Origin of the sequence: Streptomyces sp. YGL11-2 (assembly GCF_050054615.1) — a bacterium.
Classification (GTDB): Bacteria; Actinomycetota; Actinomycetes; order Streptomycetales; family Streptomycetaceae; genus Streptomyces.
The window spans coordinates 29,770-50,600 of sequence record NZ_JBNHIN010000040.1 but is presented as its reverse complement, the minus strand read 5'-3'; the positions used below and the strand labels follow the sequence as shown (position 1 = coordinate 50,600).

At 67.8% G+C, this 20,831-nt stretch carries 16 protein-coding genes and 7 pseudogenes; 8 read left to right on the top strand and 15 right to left on the bottom strand.

Annotated elements, in window-relative coordinates; all coding sequences use genetic code 11:
* Window positions 1-503: 503 nt before the first annotated feature.
* Together ACO1BR_RS32530 and ACO1BR_RS32525 are read right to left on the bottom strand one after the other, a co-directional pair.
* Window positions 504-1,466: an NAD-dependent epimerase/dehydratase family protein gene (locus ACO1BR_RS32530; protein WP_426798683.1), complete on the bottom strand. Its 963-nt coding sequence runs from the start codon at window positions 1,464-1,466 to the stop codon at window positions 504-506.
* 26 nt (window positions 1,467-1,492) lie between these two features.
* Complete coding sequence (locus tag ACO1BR_RS32525) at window positions 1,493-2,752, bottom strand: glycosyltransferase family 2 protein (RefSeq protein ID WP_426798707.1); 1,260 nt, start codon at window positions 2,750-2,752, stop codon at window positions 1,493-1,495.
* 155 nt (window positions 2,753-2,907) lie between these two features.
* Here ACO1BR_RS32525 and ACO1BR_RS32520 point away from each other — a divergent pair, with 155 nt between their 5' ends.
* Window positions 2,908-3,756 carry an NAD-dependent epimerase/dehydratase family protein gene (locus ACO1BR_RS32520; RefSeq protein WP_426798682.1) on the top strand — a complete coding sequence of 283 codons (849 nt, stop codon included), beginning with the start codon at window positions 2,908-2,910 and terminating at the stop codon, window positions 3,754-3,756.
* On the opposite strand, the pseudogene ACO1BR_RS32515 reads toward ACO1BR_RS32520, so the two are convergent.
* From ACO1BR_RS32515 to ACO1BR_RS32505, 3 genes and pseudogenes are all read right to left on the bottom strand, one after another.
* Window positions 3,753-3,917: pseudogene (locus ACO1BR_RS32515) on the bottom strand (3-hydroxyacyl-CoA dehydrogenase family protein); the annotation flags it as partial. The gene ACO1BR_RS32520 and the pseudogene ACO1BR_RS32515 sit on opposite strands and share 4 nt — an antisense overlap.
* Window positions 3,902-4,153 carry a tyrosine-type recombinase/integrase gene (locus tag ACO1BR_RS32510; RefSeq protein WP_426798706.1) on the bottom strand — a complete coding sequence of 84 codons (252 nt, stop codon included), beginning with the start codon at window positions 4,151-4,153 and terminating at the stop codon, window positions 3,902-3,904. The gene ACO1BR_RS32510 and the pseudogene ACO1BR_RS32515, both read right to left, overlap by 16 nt.
* A gap of 19 nt (window positions 4,154-4,172) precedes the next feature.
* Window positions 4,173-4,496, bottom strand: a pseudogene (locus ACO1BR_RS32505) (hypothetical protein); the annotation flags it as partial.
* Here ACO1BR_RS32505 and ACO1BR_RS32500 point away from each other — a divergent pair.
* Together ACO1BR_RS32500 and ACO1BR_RS32495 are read left to right on the top strand one after the other, a co-directional pair.
* A pseudogene (locus ACO1BR_RS32500) lies at window positions 4,481-4,694 on the top strand (IS1380 family transposase); the annotation flags it as partial. The pseudogenes ACO1BR_RS32505 and ACO1BR_RS32500 sit on opposite strands and share 16 nt — an antisense overlap.
* 479 nt (window positions 4,695-5,173) lie before the next feature.
* Window positions 5,174-6,451: pseudogene (locus tag ACO1BR_RS32495) on the top strand (glycoside hydrolase family 27 protein); the annotation flags it as partial.
* Between the two features lie 201 nt (window positions 6,452-6,652).
* On the opposite strand, the gene ACO1BR_RS32490 reads toward ACO1BR_RS32495, so the two are convergent.
* The 3 genes from ACO1BR_RS32490 to ACO1BR_RS32480 all read right to left on the bottom strand — a co-directional run bounded on the left by ACO1BR_RS32490 (window position 6,653) and on the right by ACO1BR_RS32480 (window position 8,078).
* Window positions 6,653-7,051, bottom strand: a complete 399-nt coding sequence (locus ACO1BR_RS32490) for a GerW family sporulation protein (RefSeq protein WP_426798681.1) — start codon at window positions 7,049-7,051, stop codon at window positions 6,653-6,655.
* 284 nt (window positions 7,052-7,335) lie between these two features.
* On the bottom strand, window positions 7,336-7,758 hold the full coding sequence (locus ACO1BR_RS32485; protein ID WP_426798680.1) for a hypothetical protein: 423 nt from the start codon (window positions 7,756-7,758) through the stop codon (window positions 7,336-7,338).
* Window positions 7,755-8,078, bottom strand: coding sequence for a hypothetical protein (locus tag ACO1BR_RS32480; protein ID WP_426798679.1), 324 nt, complete (start codon window positions 8,076-8,078; stop codon window positions 7,755-7,757). Before ACO1BR_RS32480 ends, ACO1BR_RS32485 begins: the two co-directional genes overlap by 4 nt.
* Window positions 8,079-8,460: 382 nt before the next feature.
* Between ACO1BR_RS32480 and ACO1BR_RS32475 the strand changes: the two genes are divergently transcribed.
* Window positions 8,461-8,901, top strand: coding sequence for a VOC family protein (locus ACO1BR_RS32475; protein WP_426798678.1), 441 nt, complete (start codon window positions 8,461-8,463; stop codon window positions 8,899-8,901).
* 306 nt (window positions 8,902-9,207) lie between these two features.
* Here ACO1BR_RS32475 and ACO1BR_RS32470 read toward each other — a convergent pair.
* A pseudogene (locus ACO1BR_RS32470) lies at window positions 9,208-9,759 on the bottom strand (serine/threonine-protein kinase); the annotation flags it as partial.
* A 987-nt stretch (window positions 9,760-10,746) separates the two neighbouring features.
* A complete protein-coding gene (locus ACO1BR_RS32465) occupies window positions 10,747-11,391 on the bottom strand; it encodes a dihydrofolate reductase family protein (protein WP_426798677.1) in 645 nt (214 codons plus the stop codon).
* A 430-nt stretch (window positions 11,392-11,821) separates the two neighbouring features.
* On the opposite strand from ACO1BR_RS32465, the gene ACO1BR_RS32460 reads away from it, so the two are divergent.
* Window positions 11,822-12,808 carry an oxidoreductase gene (locus tag ACO1BR_RS32460; RefSeq protein WP_426798705.1) on the top strand — a complete coding sequence of 329 codons (987 nt, stop codon included), beginning with the start codon at window positions 11,822-11,824 and terminating at the stop codon, window positions 12,806-12,808.
* A gap of 121 nt (window positions 12,809-12,929) precedes the next feature.
* On the opposite strand, the gene ACO1BR_RS32455 is transcribed toward ACO1BR_RS32460, so the two are convergent.
* The 5 genes and pseudogenes from ACO1BR_RS32455 to ACO1BR_RS32435 all read right to left on the bottom strand — a co-directional run bounded on the left by ACO1BR_RS32455 (window position 12,930) and on the right by ACO1BR_RS32435 (window position 16,045).
* Entirely contained in the window at window positions 12,930-13,106 is a 177-nt protein-coding gene (locus tag ACO1BR_RS32455) for a hypothetical protein (RefSeq protein WP_426798676.1), read from the bottom strand.
* Between the two features lie 206 nt (window positions 13,107-13,312).
* Entirely contained in the window at window positions 13,313-14,281 is a 969-nt protein-coding gene (locus ACO1BR_RS32450; protein ID WP_426798675.1) for a hypothetical protein, read from the bottom strand.
* A gap of 167 nt (window positions 14,282-14,448) precedes the next feature.
* Window positions 14,449-14,779 (bottom strand): annotated as a pseudogene (locus tag ACO1BR_RS32445) (transposase); the annotation flags it as partial.
* Between the two features lie 537 nt (window positions 14,780-15,316).
* The gene (locus ACO1BR_RS32440; RefSeq protein ID WP_426798674.1) at window positions 15,317-15,799 is read right to left on the bottom strand and encodes a hypothetical protein; all 483 of its coding nucleotides are present in this window, start codon (window positions 15,797-15,799) and stop codon (window positions 15,317-15,319) included.
* A 21-nt stretch (window positions 15,800-15,820) separates the two neighbouring features.
* On the bottom strand, window positions 15,821-16,045 hold the full coding sequence (locus ACO1BR_RS32435) for a hypothetical protein (RefSeq protein ID WP_426798673.1): 225 nt from the start codon (window positions 16,043-16,045) through the stop codon (window positions 15,821-15,823).
* A 1,240-nt stretch (window positions 16,046-17,285) separates the two neighbouring features.
* Between ACO1BR_RS32435 and ACO1BR_RS32430 the strand changes: the two genes are divergently transcribed.
* The 3 genes and pseudogenes from ACO1BR_RS32430 to ACO1BR_RS32420 all read left to right on the top strand — a co-directional run.
* Window positions 17,286-18,290 (top strand): hypothetical protein, encoded by a 1,005-nt coding sequence (locus tag ACO1BR_RS32430; protein WP_426798672.1) that lies wholly within the window; start codon window positions 17,286-17,288, stop codon window positions 18,288-18,290.
* A 398-nt stretch (window positions 18,291-18,688) separates the two neighbouring features.
* Entirely contained in the window at window positions 18,689-19,591 is a 903-nt protein-coding gene (locus tag ACO1BR_RS32425; RefSeq protein WP_426798671.1) for an RNA repair domain-containing protein, read from the top strand.
* A gap of 999 nt (window positions 19,592-20,590) precedes the next feature.
* A pseudogene (locus tag ACO1BR_RS32420) lies at window positions 20,591-20,719 on the top strand (integrase core domain-containing protein); the annotation flags it as partial.
* Window positions 20,720-20,831: the final 112 nt, after the last annotated feature.

Sequence of the window (20,831 nt, the reverse complement as noted above, 5' to 3'; positions counted from 1 at the left end):
CCCCCCCCCCCCCCCCCCCCCCCCCCACGGTGCTGTCGTCCCCGCACCCGCGGGGGCAGTCTTTTCCATGCAGGTTCCAGTCGGGCCCTCGTGGGCGGGATGTCCAGGGCGGTCACGCTGTTGGGGGCGCGTGGGCGGCGGTGAACAGTTCAGTGAACGCATCGCGCCAGGACCGGCCTTCCGCCAGGTGCGGCGTGTGATGTCGGGCGGACCGCGCGAGACGGGCGGGAACGTGGATCAGGTGGCGCAGCGCGCTGGTGAAGGCCGCGGTCAACCCCGATGGCATCGGCCAGATCGGCCAGCAGACGTGACCCGGCATGGCTGACCACCCCCTGGCCGTCTGCCGAGACGACGAGCTTGGGACGCGACCCGGTAGTGTGCACGCAGAAAGTGCCTTCCTGCTCGGATGACAGAGACCTTCGACAAGCCTCATCTTCCCAGCCAAGAAGGCACTTTCGTGTTCCCGCTCGTGATCTGGACGCAGCTGCAAGTGAACGCGCAGGCTAAGGTGGAGCGGCGATGTGGGGGGCGTCGGATGCTTCTGCGGCACGGATGGTCCGGGTCAGGCCGTCGTGCAGTTGCACTCGCGGAGCCCAGTGGAGCTCGTTGCGGGCGGTGGTGATGTCGGGGCAGCGTCGTTGGGGGTCGTCGATGGGCCGCGGACCGAAGCCGATCGGCGAAGTGGAGCCGCACAGGTTGCGGATCTCCTGGGCGAGCTCGAGCATCGTGATCTCGTGCGGATTGCCGAGGTTCACCGGCTCATGCCGGTCACTGGCAGCCATGGCCAGGATGCCGGAAACGATGTCGTCGACGTAGCACAGAGAGCGGGTCTGTGAGCCGTCCCCGGCTACTGTGATCGGGGCACCGGCGAGGGCTTGACGGATGAACGTCGGAACCGCCCGGCCGTCGTCCGGACGCATCCGGGGGCCGTAGGTGTTGAAGATCCTTACGATGCCGATGCTCGTCGAGGTGTGCCGTCCGAATGCGGTGGTCAGCGCCTCGGCATAGCGTTTGGCCTCGTCGTAGACACTGCGCGGCCCGACGGGATTGACGTTGCCCCAGTAAGCCTCGCTCTGTGGGTGGGCCTGCGGAGAGCCGTAGACCTCGGAGGTCGATGCCAGGACGTAGCGGGCGCTCTTCTGTTGTGCCAGTTGCAGGGTGTGGTGAGTGCCCGCCGCTCCGGCGGCGAGCGTCGCCAGCGGGTGTCGGAGGTAGTCCGCGGGGGACGCCGGCGAAGCGAGATGGAACACGAGATCTGCTCGGCCGGTGAGCTGCACCGGTGTGGTCACGTCAGCAACGAGGAACCGGAAGGGGCCGATCGAGTCGAGTGCGGCAATGTTCTGCCGTCTCCCGGTCAGGAGGTTGTCGACGCAGAGGACTTCGTAGCCCTCCGCCAGCAGCCGACGGCACAGGTGTGACCCGATGAATCCCGCACCGCCTGCCACGATCGCGTGTGTTCGCCGCACGCTGCCTCCCTCACTCGGATGTGCACCTAACTGTGGCTGAGCATGACTTCGAGTTCATGGCATCCCTCCCGGAAAGAGGCGCCCTGGGAGCGCAGCAGGGCAGCCATCTCGGTTGCGCTGCCCGGTGGATGGGTCAGACAGCGCCAGGTTTTGAACAGCCGCGCCCGCCAATCACCTGGCGCGGGGATAGATCTGTATCTGACCGTGGCCGGGCGGGCGTTCTGTGGGCTCGTGAGCGGGGCGTGCTGCCTGAGCAGGTCGGAAAGCCAGGTCAGGGGGCCGTTGTGCGCCGCTGGCAGACGTCCCAGCCTGGTGTAGTCCGGCGCGGGAGGACTGGTGATCGAAACCGTGTGTTGCTGGGCCGCGAGCCGCCAACCCGCCTGAAGCTCTGCGTGGTTGACCTGGATTAGGCGGCTGTGGCACTCGGCGTCCAGGCCCTCCAGGTAGCCGATCAGGTAGCAGGCGTTGAGGATCAGGTCATAGCAGGCGAACGCGGAGCGGATCGCGGGATCCGTGAACTCGCTGAACTGCCGGTAGCCGGGGTCCTCGTTGTCCGCCATGACCCTGTACCAGTGCTGCACATCAGGGTGCAGAGCTCCGGGATGCTTCTTGCGGGTGTGAAGGCGGACGCGCGCGTGACCGTACCGTAGGAACCGTTCGGATATCTCCTCGATGTCTTCGGAGAGCCGGTGGATCACCGGGGTAACCCCCTCCAGCCAGCGCACCGTGCCGCCGGCCGCCTGTAATCGCAGCGCGAACTCCTTGTCCTCGGCGGCGTTGTTGAAGTTGACGTCGTCGAACCTGAGGCAGTCCGGCAGCAGATCGCGGCGTACCCCGCAGTTGGCGGTCACCAGGGAGGCGGCCCAGCCCGGCTCGCCGGGACGGGCGTCGAGTGGACGCTGATAATCCAGGAATGCCGACACTGAGCCCAGCACCGCCATCCGCACCGGAGCGGCGACCGCCGTACACGCACCGTCAGCGAGGGCTGTCCCGAGGTCATGGCACCACGACACCGGCACCAGGCAGTCGTCGTCGGCGAAGAGCAGTGTGTTGTTCCGGGCCAGCGCGATACCCAGATTGCGCGCGCCGGGCGCACTTCTGCGCGGTGTCCTGACGACCCTGAGCATGGGAGATCCCAGGCTCGCCAACTCGTCCCCGGCCTGGGCGCCATTCACCACCACCAGCACCTCAGGGCCCTCCCATGACGGGAGGTACGCGAGAGACGACAGCGCGGACTCCACCGTCGCACGAACTGCTGGGCGCTGGAGGGTCGTAGGAATGATCACCGTTACCGTCAATGCACGCCCCCTCCCACAGCGCTCACGCGAGCCTAGCCAGAACGTCCGCGACGACCCAGATGGCTTCTCAAGTACCTGTGGATTTCCCGCCAGTCGGTGTCGTCGGGTGTTTAGCCGAAGGCGCACGGGCGGACGATACTCGCATGACAGGATCAGGTCAGGCGCGAAGGCCACGAGACAAGGGCACGGAGATCCTGCTCACCGGAGCAGCGGGACGAGTGGGCAGGCTGCTGCGTCCACGGCTCGCCGCACGCGGCTGGGCAGTACGGTCGTTCGACCTCGAGCCCGCGCCACCCGGCGAGGAGACCGACTGGGTACGCGGGGACATCACCGACCCGGAGGCACTCGACGCGGCGATGACCGACATCTGCGCGGTGGTGCACCTCGCGGGCATCGCCCGTGAGGCCGACTTCCCCGATACCCTCCACCACAACATCGACGGTACCTACCACGTCTTCGAAGCGGCCCGCCGCGCGGGTGTTCCCCGCGTTCTGTTCGCCAGCACCAGCCACGTCATCGGGTTCCACGAGCAAACATCCGCCACCCAGGCAGGACCGCGCCCGGACACCCTCTACGGTGTCAGCAAGGTCTTCGGCGAAGCCCTCGGCTCGCTCTACGCGGACCGCCATGGCATGCAGGTGGCCTGCATCCGGATCGGCTCCTGTTTTCCCGAACCCACCAACGTCCTGTCCCTGGCCACTTGGCTCAGCCCGGACGACGCCGGCCGCCTCTTCAACGCCCTGTTACGCGCCCCAGACCTCCGTTACGAGACCCTTTACGGGATCTCCGCCAACACCCGTGCCTGGTGGGATCTTGCTCCCGCCCGCCGCCTGGGCTATCAACCGCAGGACAATGCCGAGGATTTCGTCGATGCTGTCGTGGCCGCCCACGGCCCGCTCGAACCCGCCCATCCCGACGCCCGTTACGTCGGCGGCCGGTTCACGCTATGGCCCACTCCCGGAGATCTGCAGGCGACCGCACCACCTCGTTAGTACGTGGAGAAGCCGGATCGGCTCTTTCGCCCCAACCGCCGTGCGTCCACCATCCGCTGGAGGAGCGGGGGAGCGGCGTAGAGCGGCTCCTTGTACTCCTCATACATGCTGGCAGTACCCGCGAGTACCGCTCTGACCTGCGGTTTCAGAGGCCGCTGGCAGACTGCGAGGCGCCCAGGGACTTTTCAGGGACATTCGGTTGTGAGTCTTGCGGGCCTTGCTCGAACCACTCGTCCATGGCGGCGAGACCTCGCTTCCCCGCCTCGGGCATGAAATGGGCGTAGTGCTTCAGCGTGGTCTGCGGCGAGGCGTGCCCGAGCCACTCCGACACGCTGACGATCGACTCGCCTGCTTCCAGCTGGGTGCTCGCGTACGTGTGCCGCAGGACGTGGAACATGTCCTCGCGGGAGAGCTCGTAGACACGATCCCTTGACAAGGGGGAGTTGGGTCAGCGATTCACCGGTGCGCGGGTCCAGGAGGTGCCCCCGTGGGGATCTGGCCGGCGTGCGTCGTGCACAGGGCGACGGGGTGGCCGTCGTGGCCGTCGAGCACGGTCGGGCAGGCGTCGCGGCGAGTGCGGTGAGGTGCGATGTGAGGGGGCCCGCGCCGGGGCCGGGCAGGCGGGTGGCGTCCGAGGAGCCGGTGTCAGGGTGCATGGAGGCGGTGCCGTCGGGGCCCGAGTGCGGGCTGTGCGGGGGCGGCGGCACCCCACTCCCGGGGCGGGTTGGCCGACGTCTCAGCGCCCGAGGACTACGGTCAGGTGACCGTAGTCCTCGGCGACGGGGTACTCGTCATCGCGCATTCCGGCAAGCAGGAGGCCGCCGTGACCTGCAAGAACACCTTCGGCCACCACCTTTTGACGGGGTTCATTGACCACGGCCGGGGCGGGGGAACCGGCGGTAGTGCTGCGGCCGGGAAACGCGGGCTCCGACACCGCCAAGGGAAGCCCCACACCCCTGCCCCCGGTCCGTCGCTGGACCGCGAGGACATCAGCACCATCGGCCGGTACGGCAGTTGGGACGAGGCGCTGCAAGAGGTGTCCACCCTCCGCCACGAGGCCGGCGAAGACGGAGACGCTGATGTGAAAGGCGGTCTGTATCGCGATGACGGCTCTATGGGGGTCGTACACCGTCATGGAGTCGGCATCCCGCCGCTGCCCGGTACGCGGTTGAGTCGCCGTGGGTTGACGGGATGATGCCCCGTCCTTGCCCTGCTGTCCTCAGTCGCGAAAGCCGACAGGACCGAACACCTCTAGCGTGCCGCATCCCGAACAGCCTGGTATGCCCGGCGGTATGACGGGAGGGAAAGAACCGCGCCGCACCCCTTCCAACAGACTTCAACAAGTTCTACCGTAAGCACCCATCAGTGACAGGTGCACGTCCCCACCCCCCTCTCACGAAGACGGAGGACGCGAACCATGCGCGTTCACATACACACCATCGGCCGGCGGAGCCACCCAAGAATCGTCGGAGCGCTGTCCGCCGCGCTGCTGTGTACGGCCGGGGTGACCGCCCTGCCCGCCTTGGCGAGCACGCCCCACGTGCCGGGCGCCGCCGGACCCGTTCCCACCAGCGGCACCGTGGACGCTGGCCGCGCACCCCGGCTCCCCGACGGGCTCGCCAAGACGCCCCCGATGGGCTTCAACAACTGGAACTCCACGCACTGCCGGGCGGAGTTCAACGAGGACATGGTCAAGGGCATCGCCGATCTGTTCCTGTCCAAGGGACTCAAGGACGCCGGCTACCGGTACGTCAATCTCGACGACTGCTGGGCGCGGCCCGCGCGCGACGGGAACGGCAAGCTCGTACCGGATCCGCGGCGCTTCCCGCATGGCATCATGGCGGTCGCCGACTATGTGCACGCCAGGGGCCTGAAATTCGGCGTCTACACCAGCGCCGGCACCAAGACCTGCGACGCGGACGGCTTCCCCGGCGGTCTCGGCCATGAGCGGTCCGACGCCAGGCAGTTCGCCGACTGGGGCGTGGACTACCTCAAGTATGACAACTGCAACAACCAGGGCGTGGACGCCCAGCAGCGGTATCGCACCATGGGGGCCGCCCTGAAAGCCACCGGGCGGCCCATCGTCTACAGCATCTGCGAATGGGGCGAGAACAAACCCTGGGAGTGGGCGTCGGACGCAGGACATCTGTGGCGTACCACCGGGGACATCAGTGACTCCTGGTCGAGCATGCTCGCTATCGCCAAGCAGAACCTGCCGCTGGCGCAGTACGCCGGCCCCGGGCACTGGAATGACCCGGACATGCTGGAGGTCGGCAACGGAGGGATGACCGACGCCGAGTACCGCAGCCACTTCACCCTCTGGTCAATGATGTCCGCGCCGCTCCTGATCGGCTCCGACCTGCGCAAGGCCACCTCGGAGACCTTCGAGATCCTGACCAACAAGGACGTCATCGCGCTCGACCAGGACCGCCTGGGCAAGCAGGCCACCGTGCTACGGTCCGACTCCGGCCGCTGGACGCTGGTCAAGCAACTGGCCGACGGCGCCCGTGCGGTGGCGCTCTTCAACGAGACCGACGAGCCGCAGCAGATCTCCACCACTGCCCAGGACGCGGGCCTCCCGCAGGCCGACGACTACCGGCTGCGCGACCTGTGGCAGCACCACGACACGCACACCACCGGCACCATATCCGCGACCGTGCCCGCTCATGGCACCGTCGTCTACCGCGTCACCGCTCTCAAGGGCGGCAGCTGAGCAACACCGGAGTGCCTGGCGGGTGTGCGGGCCCGCCAGCCACCGGGCCATCGGGAACCGTGCTCAGCAGATGGGTAGTTCGGGGAGGGGCTTGTCCCCGCCCACCTCGACCGGGCCGACGTTAGCCAGGACCGTCTTGGACCGCTTGCCGTGAGCTGAATTCTGGTTCGTCGTTGCAGTTGTTCAGCGAGGGCGGCGCTTGACGAGGCGGCGAACGAGCAGGGGGATGAAGGTTCCTGCCAGGAGGGCGGCGAGCGGTACGGCGACTTTCGCCCAGGGGGCTCGGAGGGGTTTGTAGGTGGCTGTGCCGTCTTTGATCTCGATGTAGCCGCGGGGGCGGGCGCCGGCCCCGCCCCCTCCTTCGCCGGTGTTGGCGGCTCCGGCTTCGGGGCCCGTGCCCCCGGCGAATCCGAAGCCGATTTCGGCGACGGGAATGATGGTGATTCCGTCGCTGGTGACGGGTTCGCCGAAGACGGCTGACACCGAGGCCCGGCTACCGAGCTGTTCGGCCAGGCTTTCCATCAGGGCTGCGGCCGTGTCGGCCTGCGGGACGGGCTGGTCGGGTGTGTCTGAGCTGGTCATCGGATACCTCCGGGATGGCGGGTACGGCGGTACCGAGGATATGGGGCGTGCCTGGCATGGGCCGCGTGTGGATCGGTTGCGTAGCAGGGAGCCGGTCACACCGCGGCCGCCTCGAACCAGCCCTTGGGAAAGGGCAGTTGCTGGGCTCCTACGCGGCAGAAGCCGTGGTGATGCTGCTGCGCTTCATGTTCGCCGAGCGGCGCTATCAGAGGATGGCAGGTGAGTTGATGTGCGTTTCGCTCTTTCGGGAGGGGCGAGCGGGCTGTCCGCGGTGTCGCCGGCGGCTACGACCGCGGCTGGGTGAACAAGCCCTGCTCGGCCTCTACCAGGATTCCGCGCTCCGTGAGCCGCTTGAGCTTCAGGCGCGTGTCGTTGATGTTGTTGGGCGCGATCTCCAGGTCCATCGCCTCGCACACGTGCCGCGCCCGCAGCGGCGTGTCGGCCGCGGCGAACACCGCCATGATCTGCTGGTAGGCGGGATAGTCCGGCAGCTTCGGAGCCGGCGGTGCAGGCGGCTGCCGACCGGGCAGCTCCAGCAGCGTCTTGTGTGTGATCCGGACCTCCTCGGCGGCCCGGCCGAGTTCGTCCAGCCGTGCGGTCAGCTGCGTGATCTGCTCCCTCGTCGTCTCGGCCTGCGCAGCGATCTCCCGTTCCCGCTCCTCCAGACGCACCAGCACTGCCCCGAGGGTCAGTTCCCTGCCGCTCATGTGCTGCGCCAGGCTGCAGCGGCGGCCCCGGTCAGCCGGCGCAGTATCGCTGCGGTCATCGCCCAGTACACCGGCGACTCCGAACTGCGCGGCAGATGCTCGTAGTCGCGTACCAGCCTGCGGTGCAGCATCGAGATCCCGTAGGCACGCTCCACGTTGCACCGCGTCGGGATCGGGACGAACCCGGTCAGGGCCGGGTTGCGCTCGACGAGCTCCACCTCGATGCCCACCGTCTCCCCGTGCGCGATGACGGCGTTCTTGAAGCCCTGCGCTCCTGCCCTGGACCGGCTCGGCCGCTCCCTCCAGGACCTCAATGCCATCGTCGCCGGACTCCGCAAGCGCGGAAGGGGTGTGGTGCGGCGAGGGTGAGCGGCACGGGGAACTCCACCCGCCAAGGATGACGCGGCACCGTGAATTAGTTGGGGAGGCGCATGCTCAAGCGCGCACGCTGCGAATCGTCGAGGAAGCATGGAAAAGCGGGGACGGCACGGTGCGGCTGATCGTCTTCATGGGAGCGGCCACCTGCGCCGCACTTACCCTCGGTGGTGGCGCCTGGCTCGTGGGTCTGCTGTAGCGGTGCTGAGGAGCGATCCAGATTTTTCGGAGCTCGGCGGTCTGCGGATGTCGAGAACAGGCCACCGGCTCCGTCCCAAGGACATCAGCGGCCACCACCGGCCGCACGAGGAAGAAGGAGAAACCAGCATGGCGATTCAGCGGATGGACAACGTCGGCATCGTCGTCGAGGACATGGATGCCGCCATCGCGTTCTTCGTGGAACTCGGTATGGAGCTGGAGGGCAGGGCGGAGGTCGAGGGCCTCTTCGCCGACCAGTGCACCGGACTCGACGGCGTCCGCTGTGACATCGCGATGGTTCGGACCCCGGACGGTCACAGCCGGCTCGAGCTGACGAAGTACCGCAGCCCCGCGGTGATCAGCGCCGGGCCGCGCAACCGGCCGCACAACATTTTGGGCACGCACCGCGTCATGTTCGCCGTCGACGACATCGAGGACACCGTTGCCCGCCTGCGCCCGCACGGCGCCGAACTCGTCGGCGAGATCGCCCGGTTCGAGGACAGCTATCTGCTCTGTTACCTCCGCGGCCCGGAAGGCATCATCGTCGGGCTGGCCGAGCAACTGCGCTGAGAAGGAGGAACCGAACCATGCAGCCGAACGAGATCATCGAGGTTCTGAACCGCCCGATCAGCCAGGAGTCGCCGGCCCGTGACGTGACCCGCCTGGCCTACGTCGCCAAGGACGGAACCCCACGCAACGTACCGATCGCCTTCACCTGGAACGGGTCGCACACCGTCATGTGTACGACGAAGAACGCGGCCAAACTCCCGTGGCCAGCGCGGCCAGGGCTACAGCCTGCGTGTCACCGCCACACCCACGGTCCACCGCCGGCTTCTCGACCGCTGCCAGCCGCTCGACGGCGCCGCATCGGTCCCGGCCCAGTGCAGGGCCCGCCACGAGGACGGCGCCAAGGGCGAACACATCGGCGGCGCCTGTCACTTCCCGGCCCTCCGCCTTGCTCGGGCGCGAGATAGCCGGGGGTGCCGAAGGCGTGGCCGGTCGTCGTCAGCCGGGTGGGCTCGACAGCCCGGGCGATGCCGACGTCCACGACCCGTGGGCCGTCCGGCGCCATGACGATGTTGCCCGGCTTCAGATCGCGATGCACGGGCACGCACCGTGCACTGCCTCCAGCGCCTCCGCCAGCGCCGCGCCGAGCTGCCTCAACTCGGCCTCGGCCATGGGCTCTTCGGTGGCGATCAAGTGGGCGAGCGTCGGGCCCGGCACATACGCCGTGGCCAGCCAGGGCGGCTCTCCGTCCAGTCGGCGTCCACCACCTGCGCGGTGTGGAAGCCACCGACCTCGCTCGCCGCGTCCACCTCGGCGCGGAACCGAGCCCGGAAGGCCGTGTCCCCGGCCAGCTCCGGCCTGGCCACCTTCACCGCCAGCAGACGCCCCCCCACTCGACCGGGCCGGATACTCCGTACCCATCGCACCCGCACCGAGTTCCCGCACCACGGTGTACGACCCGATCCGTTCCAACTGATCCTCCCCGCTCGACCTTCACGTCTTCCGGTATTTACCGCGTCCCGTCCGTACCAGCCCTGAGAGTTTCTCTCCGCGGGGCCGCTGGGCGACGGTTGATCGCGAGCCGCCACCGGCGGTCTTGGGCGGTGGCGGGGGTTCGGGCAGTGGTGGTAGCGCCTCTCCGAGGCAGCGAGCCCGTTGCTCGTCGCGCTCGCGTTCACGCTGTCGTTCCGCTTCCCGACGGCAGATGGCTGAGCAGTAGACCTGGCGGAGGCAGGGATTGGCCATGAACGTGCCCTCGCAGACGGCACGTGTGCGGCTGGGGCTCGGCCGCCGGGGGCGCGCATCGACCGGGGTAGCCACAGCTCTCGTCCGCGGGAAGCAGTGTGCTGGCCGTGGCCCTCGCCCTGGCCAACCAGATGCTTCACGCCCACGCCGTACTGATGGCCACCGTATCGATCACGCTGTTCCGCGTGGTCTTCGCCACCGGCACACTGCTGATGCTGCACGGCGGGGGCCGTCGGGAAGTCCCCGCAGGCCCCCGCCGCTGGAGACCGCCCGGCCTCAAGCAGCAGGCGCACGCGCTACCGCCGCCAGCTCCGGCTCCGGCCACACCGCCCCGAATCGCATCGCTCCCGCTGATGCCCCGTCCCTCACGGTCCTGCGCGAGGGACCCATCGCCTGTGGAGGGGGCAGCGACCCCCCCGGCTCCCGAGCCCCCCAGCCCGGCTCTGGTTCGGCATGACGAGCCCGGCCTGGCCAGCTGGAATCTCCGCCTGAGCCACTGGAGTTCACCACACCGGCCCCGGCCGCTGCCCCTTCCCCGTGGCGCAGCATCCGGGGCCGACTCGTACGCTCGGGTGCCGGGCGGAGAGTGTGACGGCCCTGCCCGGCACCCCGTCTGCTTCCGGCCGACCCGCCGGAAGTGAACTGAAGTGGGCCTCGCGTCACTCACCTTCGCCAGAACAGGTGGTGCGTCACGCCGCTCGGGCTGGGCACGACCTCCAGGTGGAACCGGTCGAGCAGCTCATCGGGGGACTCCCAGAGTCGTAGTCCGGCCCCGAGCCTTACCGGCGAGACCGCGACATGCATGGTGTCGACGAGGTCGGCATCAAGGAACTGCCGGATGGTGGTGACCCCGCCGCCGAGTCGGACGTCCTTGCCCTGCGCCGCTTCCCGCGCCCGTTCCAGGATCGTGGCCGGGGCGCCGTCGACGAAGTGGAACGTGGTGTCGCGGAGCGTGAACGACGGACGCCTGTGGTGGGTCATGACGAACACCGGAGTGCGGAACGGGGGCTCCTCCCCCCACCAGCCGCGCCACTCATGGTCCTGCCAGGGCCCGCGCTGGGGCCCGAACTTGTTGCGGCCCATGATCTCGGCACCGATGTTGCGTGCGAAGTCTCGCGTGAAGTAGTCGTCGAGGCCCCGGCTTCCCCCGGGATCCGTGCGCATGGGCCAGCTCGCCGTGGCTCCGGCCCAGGCGAACAGCCTCTCGGGACGGTCGTGACCGAACGGCCGCAGGAGACTCTGGTGCTCACCGGCACCGATTCCGTCACTCGTGACGTTGAAGTTCATGATTCTCAGCAGTTGATCCACGTGTTTCCTCGTCAGGTCCTGTCGCGTCATCGTGGGGCGAGGCGCCGCACATCATGACGTCGAACGGGACGTGGCCGGATCGACAGCGACGCGCAATCTTTTCCCGAGCGCATCAGGAAGCAGCCCCGTTGGCGGTGTGGCTCCGGCCGACTGATCGCCCTGGCACACGGGGCGGCCGAAGGCACGCGAGCACGGCGGTGACGAGTGCGTCGTACGGGGCGCGGTCCGGGGGAGTTCGGCCTCGATCAAGCCGTGGGGGTCATAGAGCACGGCGTGCGTGTCACTCAGCGCCCGTCCGTGAACCCCTGTCGTGGTGTCAGTGAAGTGGTTGGAGCATAAGGAAAACGATTCGGGCAAATGCGGGCTCTGCCCACGGCAGAATCCTCTTGGCGTGATCGAGCCACGCTGATTGAGTTCCGCCATGGAGCGCATGGAGATCCTGATCCTCGGCGGGACGGCCTGGCTGGGGCGTGAAGTGTCCCGGCAGGCCCTCGTCCGCGGCCACCACGTGACGTGCCTGGCTCGTGGCAACAGCGGGCCCGTGGCGGAAGGCGCGCGCCTGGTGGCGGCGGATCGGCGCAACCCCGCCGCGTACGCGTCCCTGCCCGGCCGGGAATGGGACGCTGTGCTTGAGGTGTCCTGGCAACCCGGCTTCGTACGGAAGGCAGTTGCGGCCCTGGGCGCGCGGGCACGTCACTGGAGCTACGTCTCCTCGGTCAGCGCATACGCCTCCCACGGCGAGCCCGGCGCGGACGAGTCCGCCGCCCTGTTGCCTGGCACAGACCACGAAGAGGCCGACCGTGACCAGTACGGCGAGGCCAAGTCCGCTTGCGAAACGCTCACCCGGACGGCCCTGGACGACCGCCTCCTCGTCGCACGCGCCGGACTCATCGGCGGGCCCGGCGACCACAGCGACCGCTCCGGCTACTGGGTCGCCCGTGCCGCCAGTGCTCCCCAGGCGCCGCTGCTCGTCCCCGACACCCCGCAAGCCCCGACGCAGACCATCGACGTACGCGACCTGGCGACCTGGCTCCTCGACGCTGCAGAACACCGAACCACAGGTACCTACAACGCGGTTGGCCCGACTGTGCCTTTCGCCGAGTGGATCGACCTGTCCCGCAGAGTCGGCGGACACACCGGACCGGTGGTCACGGTGGCGTCCCAGCAACTCCTCGCCCACGGAGTGGCCCAGTACATGGGCCCCGACTCACTGCCCATGTGGGTGGTCGAACCGGGATGGGAAGGCTGGGCGGCGCGCGACGGAGCTGCCGCCGCTACCGCGGGCCTACGCCATCGCTCCCGCACCGGCCTCCTTGTCGACACACTGCGCTGGGAACGCGAGCAGGGACTGCACCGGCCACGCCGCGCGGGACTCGCCCCGGACAGAGAGCGCGAACTTCTGGCGTCCTTGGGATAAAAACCCGTCCTTGAGCTGGCGGTGATCTCGGGCAAGCGCCTCGAAAGAGGTGTCAAGGATGGGTTCTCAGTCCCGTGGCCTGGTGTTTGTCACCGGCCAACGCACAGTGGGGGTGTTCGCGTCAGGCTGTCGGGCAGCCGGCGGCTTTGAGCCCCGTGTTGAGCTGCTTCTTCAGGGCGGTTTCCTTCTGCGGCGTGATGTCCTGGTTGGGGATGGTCAGCTTGAAGTCCTTCTTGCCCGCGAAGTTCTGAGGAAAGCGGTATCGGTTGGGGTGACGTGAGTCCAGCTCAGAGGGCATGGGCAACAGGTCCGATGAGTGAACGCCATCCCGCGTCGTCTGTCTGCATTGCGCGGAAGACTTCTCTGAGGAACCGGGGGAGTGGTGAAGAGTGGCCCAGCCAGCTCGGGCGACTCGATTCGTTCGCTCCCGGTGGCGAGTAATTGTCCGTTCCTGTGGTTCGGTTGGCGACTGAGCGCGCCCATTGGCGGGATTCGCCCTGTGCATCAACCCGGCTCATGTGTGCGCAGGGGTGTCGGGTCGGTGCCGGCGGGGGTGCGTGGGTGTGAGCCGACAAGTGATCTCAGCATGCCGAGCCCCGCCGCGATAGCGGCGAGATGCAAAACCGCCGCAACGGCGAGGTTTTCCGGCAGGGTGACGTCGGTCGGACGTGCCAAGGCGACGAACAGGGTGAGGGGCAGTTTCCAGCTGCTCCACGCGAACAGTGAGCCCGACCCGAGCCAGCCGAGCGCCTGCAGGAGGTGATGGGGCACGCGGGAGCGACGTTGTCGGGCGAGCGTCCAGAGGGCGGCGGCGCCGGCGAGTGCCCACAGTGCACCCACGCCCGTGAGCAGGTACCCCTTGGTGTCCCGCTCGGCCGGGTGTGCGACGCCGAGGGTGCCGCCAACTGCCCAGTACAGCCACGCAAGACCAACGACGGCGGCGATGCCAGCGGGCCATGGCACAGTGGCACGGGTAGCGTCCCCGACGCGCGCGGTGAACGCTTCCGGCCAGCGCCGCCGCAGGTAGGCGGGGAGCGCGAGGGCCAGTCCCAGCCCCATCCCTATGAAGCTGAACTGGATCAGAGCGCCTTCCCAGCCAGGCATGGCAGAGTCGTCGCCCCTGCTGTTCGCCGCACCGCCGCGCGCAGCATCCAGCACCGTAGTGAGCACGGCGTACGGCAGGATCGACACGAGGAACCCCGACCCCGTCCAGGCGCAGAAGGTCACCAGCCACCCCGGTATACGCATGCCCCAGGGCCGTACCAGGGCGAGCGCCAGGATGATCCCGATCACCGCCATGCCGATGGTCACGGTATTGAGGAGGACCCAGCCGGCCAGGTTGAAGCCGTTCCCGATCGGCGCCAGCCCCAGCAGCGAACCGACGACCCACGACACCTTGATCAACAAATAGGGCGACAGAGCCAGTGCCGCCCCGTATCCCGCGCACCGTCCAACCCGGTCCCAGCGTTCCACCCGGATACCCCTTCCTCAGCAGGAACTCCAGCCTGGGACATCCCCCTGCCCGCGTACGTCCGCCGCGGGGAGCATTCGCCTCCGCCGGGCGGCGGAGCCCGGTCTCGTCATCCAGGCTGACCTGGGAGCGGAGCAACTGCCAAGGGCTGTGGGCTGGTTGAGGTGTGTCACGCTGCGGCGGGTTCCTCGGGGCGTTCGACGAGGTGGCCGCTTTCGCAGCGGGAACCGGCCCGGACGAGGGCGACGAGGTGGGGTGCGTTCACGGCTCGCCAGCGGGCCTGGGCGGACTCGACGAGCTTTGAAGACCATCGCCAGGGCGGCGGCTCGGGAGCCGGCGCCCTTGGTGACCTTCGTCCGCAGCCGCACGGTTGCGAAGGTCGACTCGATCGGGCTCGTGGTCCGCAGGTGGATCCAGTGCTCGGCCGGGAAGCCGTAGAACGCCAGCAGCTCGGCCTCGTCATCGACGATCTTCCTCACCGCCTGGGGGAACTTCGCGCCTGTGAGGTTCTGAGGAAAGTGGCATCGGCAGTCGGGAAGTTAGCGCAGGTCAGCGCGCCGGAGCAATCAGCGGCCCGGGACTTGCCCCACGGTAACGGGAGGTGGGGGGAGGCACGGGGGCGTGCATGGGCATCGAATGGGTTGGGGACGCCTGTCTGGAGGGCTCGGCTGATGGTGCCGGGGTGAGGGTGTCGAGTCGGGGGAGTGAGGGCCGTGGCTGAGCGGTGGGTTGAGGCCGGTGGGGGGACTTGAACCATACGCACATGCCGGTGATGCAGGGAGAGTTGCGGCTGCCGCAAGGGCAATCGAGGCCAGGGAGAAGGCCAGCTACCTCTCGGACGTCCGCAGAGCGGCCGACATGAACCGGAAACGTACGCCTGACGAAGGTGAGTTAGATTGTGGTCCCACGTCGCCACAAGCACAACCACCACCAGCAGGGCACCAAGGCGTGGGACGGCCGCATCTGTGTGATCACGGATGGCATCTCGCGCTACTGGATCCGCACCACGTTGCCCCCGGCTCACGGGCCGGGCCCGTTCAAAGGTTCTTCTTCCCCATTACCGCCTTTACGGCGTCCGTTGCCCGCTCGGCGAGATCCTGAAGTGCCAGGAGGCGCCCTTCAGCCCGGTTGCGGAGGCGCAGCCGCAGGCACATCCCTCGCAGCCACCATGGCAACTCCCAGAAAGGAACGAAGGTCATCGCGTCCTTGATGGCAGTGTCGGCTACGCCACCGAGTCCTTCGGTGCGTAGTTCCGCATAGATTTCTGGGGTGAGGGTGCCGAACAGCCGGGCCATGTCGCCTGCGGCCACGAAGCCTGGACTGCGCACTGTGGCATCCGATGAGTGCAAGGCGCGTAGTACCCGTGGTGCTACCACAGCGACGTCATCAGAGTTCAGCACCAGCCCGACCACGGCTGTACCCACATACCTCTCGCCCCGGTCGAAGGCCGCGTCGACCTCAGCCGGATCACGGATGCCGATCAAACCGTCACCGGTCTCCCAGTCCAGCTCCTGCGGCACATCGTTCCTTTCTCATGCTGGTCATTCACAAGGTGGCGGCAGCACTCGCCGCTTCTTGAGGTTGTTGATCATTCCAGCCCTCTTCAGCTGGTTGAGGTCGCCCTCGGTCACGCTTGACGATGGATAGTTCGACTGGACATGACCGTGGTATTCCTCGGTGATGCTGCCGTCTTTGTTCTCGATCTGACCATGCCGATCCAGGACCACGATCTCATTGTTCTTGTGATCGACTCCGCGAATCGGCATGTGACGTTGGGGGTGTTCGGATCAAGGTCGAGGGACCGGTCGAGTGCTGCCTGACCGTCCGAGGGCGCCCATGAGATCTCGCGCCCTCCCGAAGAGCCGGCCGAGGCGCCGTGCGCTCCGTCGACTCGACGACGACCGCACCACTGCCCTCTGCGAAACCGTCGCCTCTGCAGCGCAAGTGGAAGAGGCCGGCATGCGCATACGAGGAGCCTGGGATAGCTCTCCGTGCGGGCTCTCGAACATGGAGTGCGACGTGAAGGCGATCCACCAGCCGATCTCCAGCTGTGCCGAGCTCAGCCGCTGTGCGTTGGGGCCGTCTCATCGCGCGGCCAGGAAGCGGCCAGAGGGCCACCTGCCCGGGTACAGGGGTGCTCCCCAGGTACCCCTGTTTCTTCGCCTCCGGCAGCCTTGCCGGGAGGGCGGTGGCGATCGGGGTGGACGCTGTCGAGCGCACGCCAGGATGATCCGGGCCCGCTCCGCCATGCGCCGGTCCGGCAGCCCCACCCGGTGCACGAGTTCGACACACTCGTCCTCGGAAACGATCTCCACAGCGGTAGAGCCTTGGCCAGCAGGCCAGCTCCCCATCAGCACCCCACGCTTCGTGCAGGCGGTGACCGCCCACCCACCTCGTCAGCCTGCTACCGCACCCCCAGGCCCTCAGACTGCACGGACTTCCGGCCACGCGACCGGGCAGCCGGCGGCACGCAGCGAACCACCAGGTGCTGCCGGTGGCGGAGGAGCTGGGCGGTGCCGGTGAAACCTGACTGCTGGATGACGACGTTGTGCGGGTATGGGTTGGCCAGTGCCTGGGCTGCGGCCTGCTCGGCTTCTGGCCTGCCGCCGGCGTCCAAGGCCGACCCCCTGGAGCACTGCGCGCACCGGACGGTGTTTCTTGAGCCCACCAGATTCTGCGATTCCTTCCACGCTTTCCGCTCGAATGCCGGGCGAACGACAGGCAGTTCGCTGCCGCGGGTGCGGCATTCCGGCAACCAGCGAAATCTACTCGTCAGTTCGGAGCAACCGTGCGGGGAGAGCTTCCGTCTCTGAGATTGACAGAGGACCTACAGGTCCCTGCAGTCACCGCAGGCACCCGCATTTCACATACCCGAAGTTCGGACACCTTGCGAAGAACGCCAGGCGCAGATGCAGCGCCAGGTCTTGTTTCTCTCTCCGCTGCACTTCCGCCACTCATCTCGGCGTGACCAAGGATGGTCCGTTCCTCGATGGAAAGGAAAGTCGCATGTCCATACCCCCCACAGCTGCCGACCAAGGCCGGCGCAGAAACAGATGGGCAGCAACCGCCGTCGCCACCACTTTTCTCACCGGAGCGTCGCTACTGGGCACGCAGGGGCCGGCCTTCGCGGACGACAAGCCCACAACCCCCGGCAGCATCTACGAATCGGATGACCAGGTCCTCGCGGACATGGCCAAGTGGTCGCCGGTCCGAGACTCTGAAAGCGTGACGGGTCTCCCCACCGGGCTCGACGACAAGCAGGTCAACCTCTCGGACGTGTCGGGAGGGCAGGTCAATTACAACCCTGATCAGGCCATCAAGGACGCCCAGGAAGCGGCAAAGACGTTCGCTGAAGACCCCAACACCAAGGAGCCTGCCCGCGAAAGCGCCAAAAGGCTGTACCAGCCCATCAACGGACTTGCACAGGCGCCCAACTACACGGCCCCCCGCTTCACCGGCAAGGACGCATTCAAGGACGAGTGGACCGGTCAGAACCTCGAACAGTTCTGCAACCAGGCGAACCACGACAAGGATCGCGCGGGCCAGAAGCCGCCATGCGCCTTCGTCGGCAAGCTCACCGAGAAATACCCGGTCAAGGGACAGGCTGGGGACGGCCTGGCCGGCGGCGGGAAGCTGACCTACAAGATCTCCAGTTCCGTCACCGACGAAAAGAGCGAGACGGAGGGTTGGTCGGTGGGTGGCAAGATCACACCCAAGATCGGCGACGGGAAGAGTGACATTCCGGCGGAGGCGAGTTTCACCTACAGCTACGCAGCCACGTCCACCAAAAGGCTGCAGAACACCATGGAAACCGACGTCGAGATGACTGTGCCCGAGGGCAAGCAGAAGGGCTGGCTGGAGCCCCGGGGAAACGGCGCGTACTACACCGGCTACATCGTCTACCGGGCGAACAACGACACCCAGCAGCGGATGGTGGCCGTTCCCGCCCGTGTCTACGTCCAGTCGCGCGACACCACCAGCCCGATCACCTGGTTCAAGCGTGTGAAGTAGGACCGTACTTCACGGGCCGCTGAAACGGGCCGAGGGCCTGGATCCGTTACGACCGTCATGGGTCCAGGCCCTTCGCGCGCAGGTGATTGGCGGCGCGTCGGGCGGCGTCGGCAGGGCCTGGACCCGCAGGCGGCGGCTTCTCTTCCTCTGCACGGGCTGGGCCGGCCGCTGGGTGCGTGGCTGATCGGCGACCTGCTCGGGCACCCCGGTGGCGTCCAACGTGACGAGGACGTTGGCGATGGCTCCATCATCCGTCGACCAAGAACGCGCCCCGACGTACACCGGCGCCATCACGCACCGCACCTGATGCGTCGCGGTACGGAGCGGAACAACCGCCAAGGACAGGTTTGGCGGCATCCTGGAAGAAGAGAAGGGGTGAAGGCGGGAGAGGGGGCGTGATGCGAACCAGCGACGAGATCTATCACCGGGTCCGCTGGGACCCGCGGTTCGACCCGGCTCGGTTCGTGCTGGGGATCAGCCAGCGCAGGGATGCCGTCAAACGCATCCCGCTGCCTTCCTTTGTTCCCGGGGGCGACATCCCGTGGCACCGGGTGATGTTTATCGAGGCGGACGGCGAGGTGGTCTGGAACCGGACCACAGGTGTGGACCGCATCGACGCGTCGGGAGCCGGCCGGGTGCGGGCCCCGCAAGCGCACCTGAGTTTGGCCAGGGTCGAGCCTGCCGACGCCCTCGATGTGTCCCCGACGGCCCGCACGGCGGTGGCCTGGATCCCGCCTGCGGAGCTGTGGGCGCCGATCCAGGACATCCGCCGGGATTACGATCCCCAGATCCACCGCTGGCCGCCGCATGTCAATGTGCTCTTCGGCTTCGTGCCGGAGTCCGACTTCGAGCGGGCGGCCCCGTTGCTCACCGCAGCGACGGCCGAGATGCCGGTCTTCACCGCCCGGCTGGACGGGGTGCGCACCTTCCAGCAGAGGGCGTACGTCACCGTGTGGCTCGACCCTACGGCCACCGGCAAGGCGCCGTGGGCAGATCTGCACCGCGTACTGCAGATGCGGTTCCCTCGCTGTCGTGCGCCCGCCAGGAACTTCACCCCACATCTGTCCCTGGGGCGGACCCGGGATCCGCGGCGAGTCACCGCCGACTGCGCCACCCGGCTCGACGCCATGACGGCGACGGTCTGGGAACTCGTCCTGCTCTCACGCAGGGGCGACGGGCCGATGAGACCACGTGCCACGGTCGCCCTGCGCTCGGGCGAGGTCCGCTGGCTGCCCGCGCTCGGTCCCGAAGCGCCGGGCCCGGAGGACACCGCATGGCTGTCCGCGATCACTGACAGGTGAGGCGATAGCCAGGTGGGGCAAAGCGCCGCCCGCGTTCCACCATCGGTAGTGCCCTTCACGGAACGAGTCTTCGCCGGTCCGTGGGTCGAGCCTGCTCCCGCGAGCGAACCGGGTCTTCGTCGCGATGCCCCGGTCACGTCGTACCGCTTCAATATCGCTTCACCAGCGATGACCAGGGACGATATTCGAGACTGGCCCCCTACGACATGATCACTTCCCATGCCCGTCCGCATGATCTACCTCTTCGCCACCAAGTTCCTGGCCTGACTCGCGCCATTGGGCCGAAGCACCGCATCGAAGGACGCGGAGATACTCTCCTCCGGCACGAGCTCGCGATCCTCCTCCGCCAAATCCCCGCAGCCCGGCCCAGCTGGCCCGACCGGGCCCTGCGCGCCGCCCTCACCCGACTACTACCCCGGCCACTGCGCGCCCGACGGATCGTCACCCCGCCTACCCTGCTGGCCTGGCACCAACGCCGGATCAAGAAGAAGTGGACGCAGCCCCTGTCTCTGGGACGCCCACCGCTCCCGGACGAGATTCGCGACCTGATCCTCGCCTCGGTTCGCAGAACTCCGGCTGGGGCTTCCGTCGAGTGCATGGGGAACCATGCCGCCTCGGCCACCGCCTCAGCCCCGCCACCGTCCGCCGCATCCTGCGCACAGCTGGCCTCGGCCCCGCACTCCAACGCGAACAAGCCCGCGGCGAATGGACCGCGTTCCTCAAGACGCAGGCCGATGGCCTGCTCGCGACGGACTTCTTCCACCTCGACACGATCGCGCTTCGGCGCCTGTACGCGCTGTTCGTGATGGAGGTACGAACCCGAACCGTGCACATCCTCGGCTCACCGCCCACCCGACGGCGGAGTGAGCTACCCAGCAAGCCCGCCAACTCCTGTGGCAACTCGGCGACCGCACCGAGCAGTTCACCCACCTCATCCGTGACCGGGATGCGAAGTTCACCGCCGCCTTCGACGCCGCGTTCGCCTCCGAGGACATTGCCGTGGCCGAGATCCCGCCCCGCTCGCCGAACTGCAATGCGCACGCCGAGCGCTTCATCCGCTCCGCGCGCCAGGAGTGCACTGACCGGTTGCTGCTCTACGATCGCGGCCACACTGAGGGGATCCTGCACGACCACGCCCGGCACTTCAACGCCCACCGGCCCCACCCAGGCAGGAACCAACTCGCGCCCCTAGACGACTCCGCCGTCATCCCCTGCCCGCCATCCGGATCGACCGACGGAC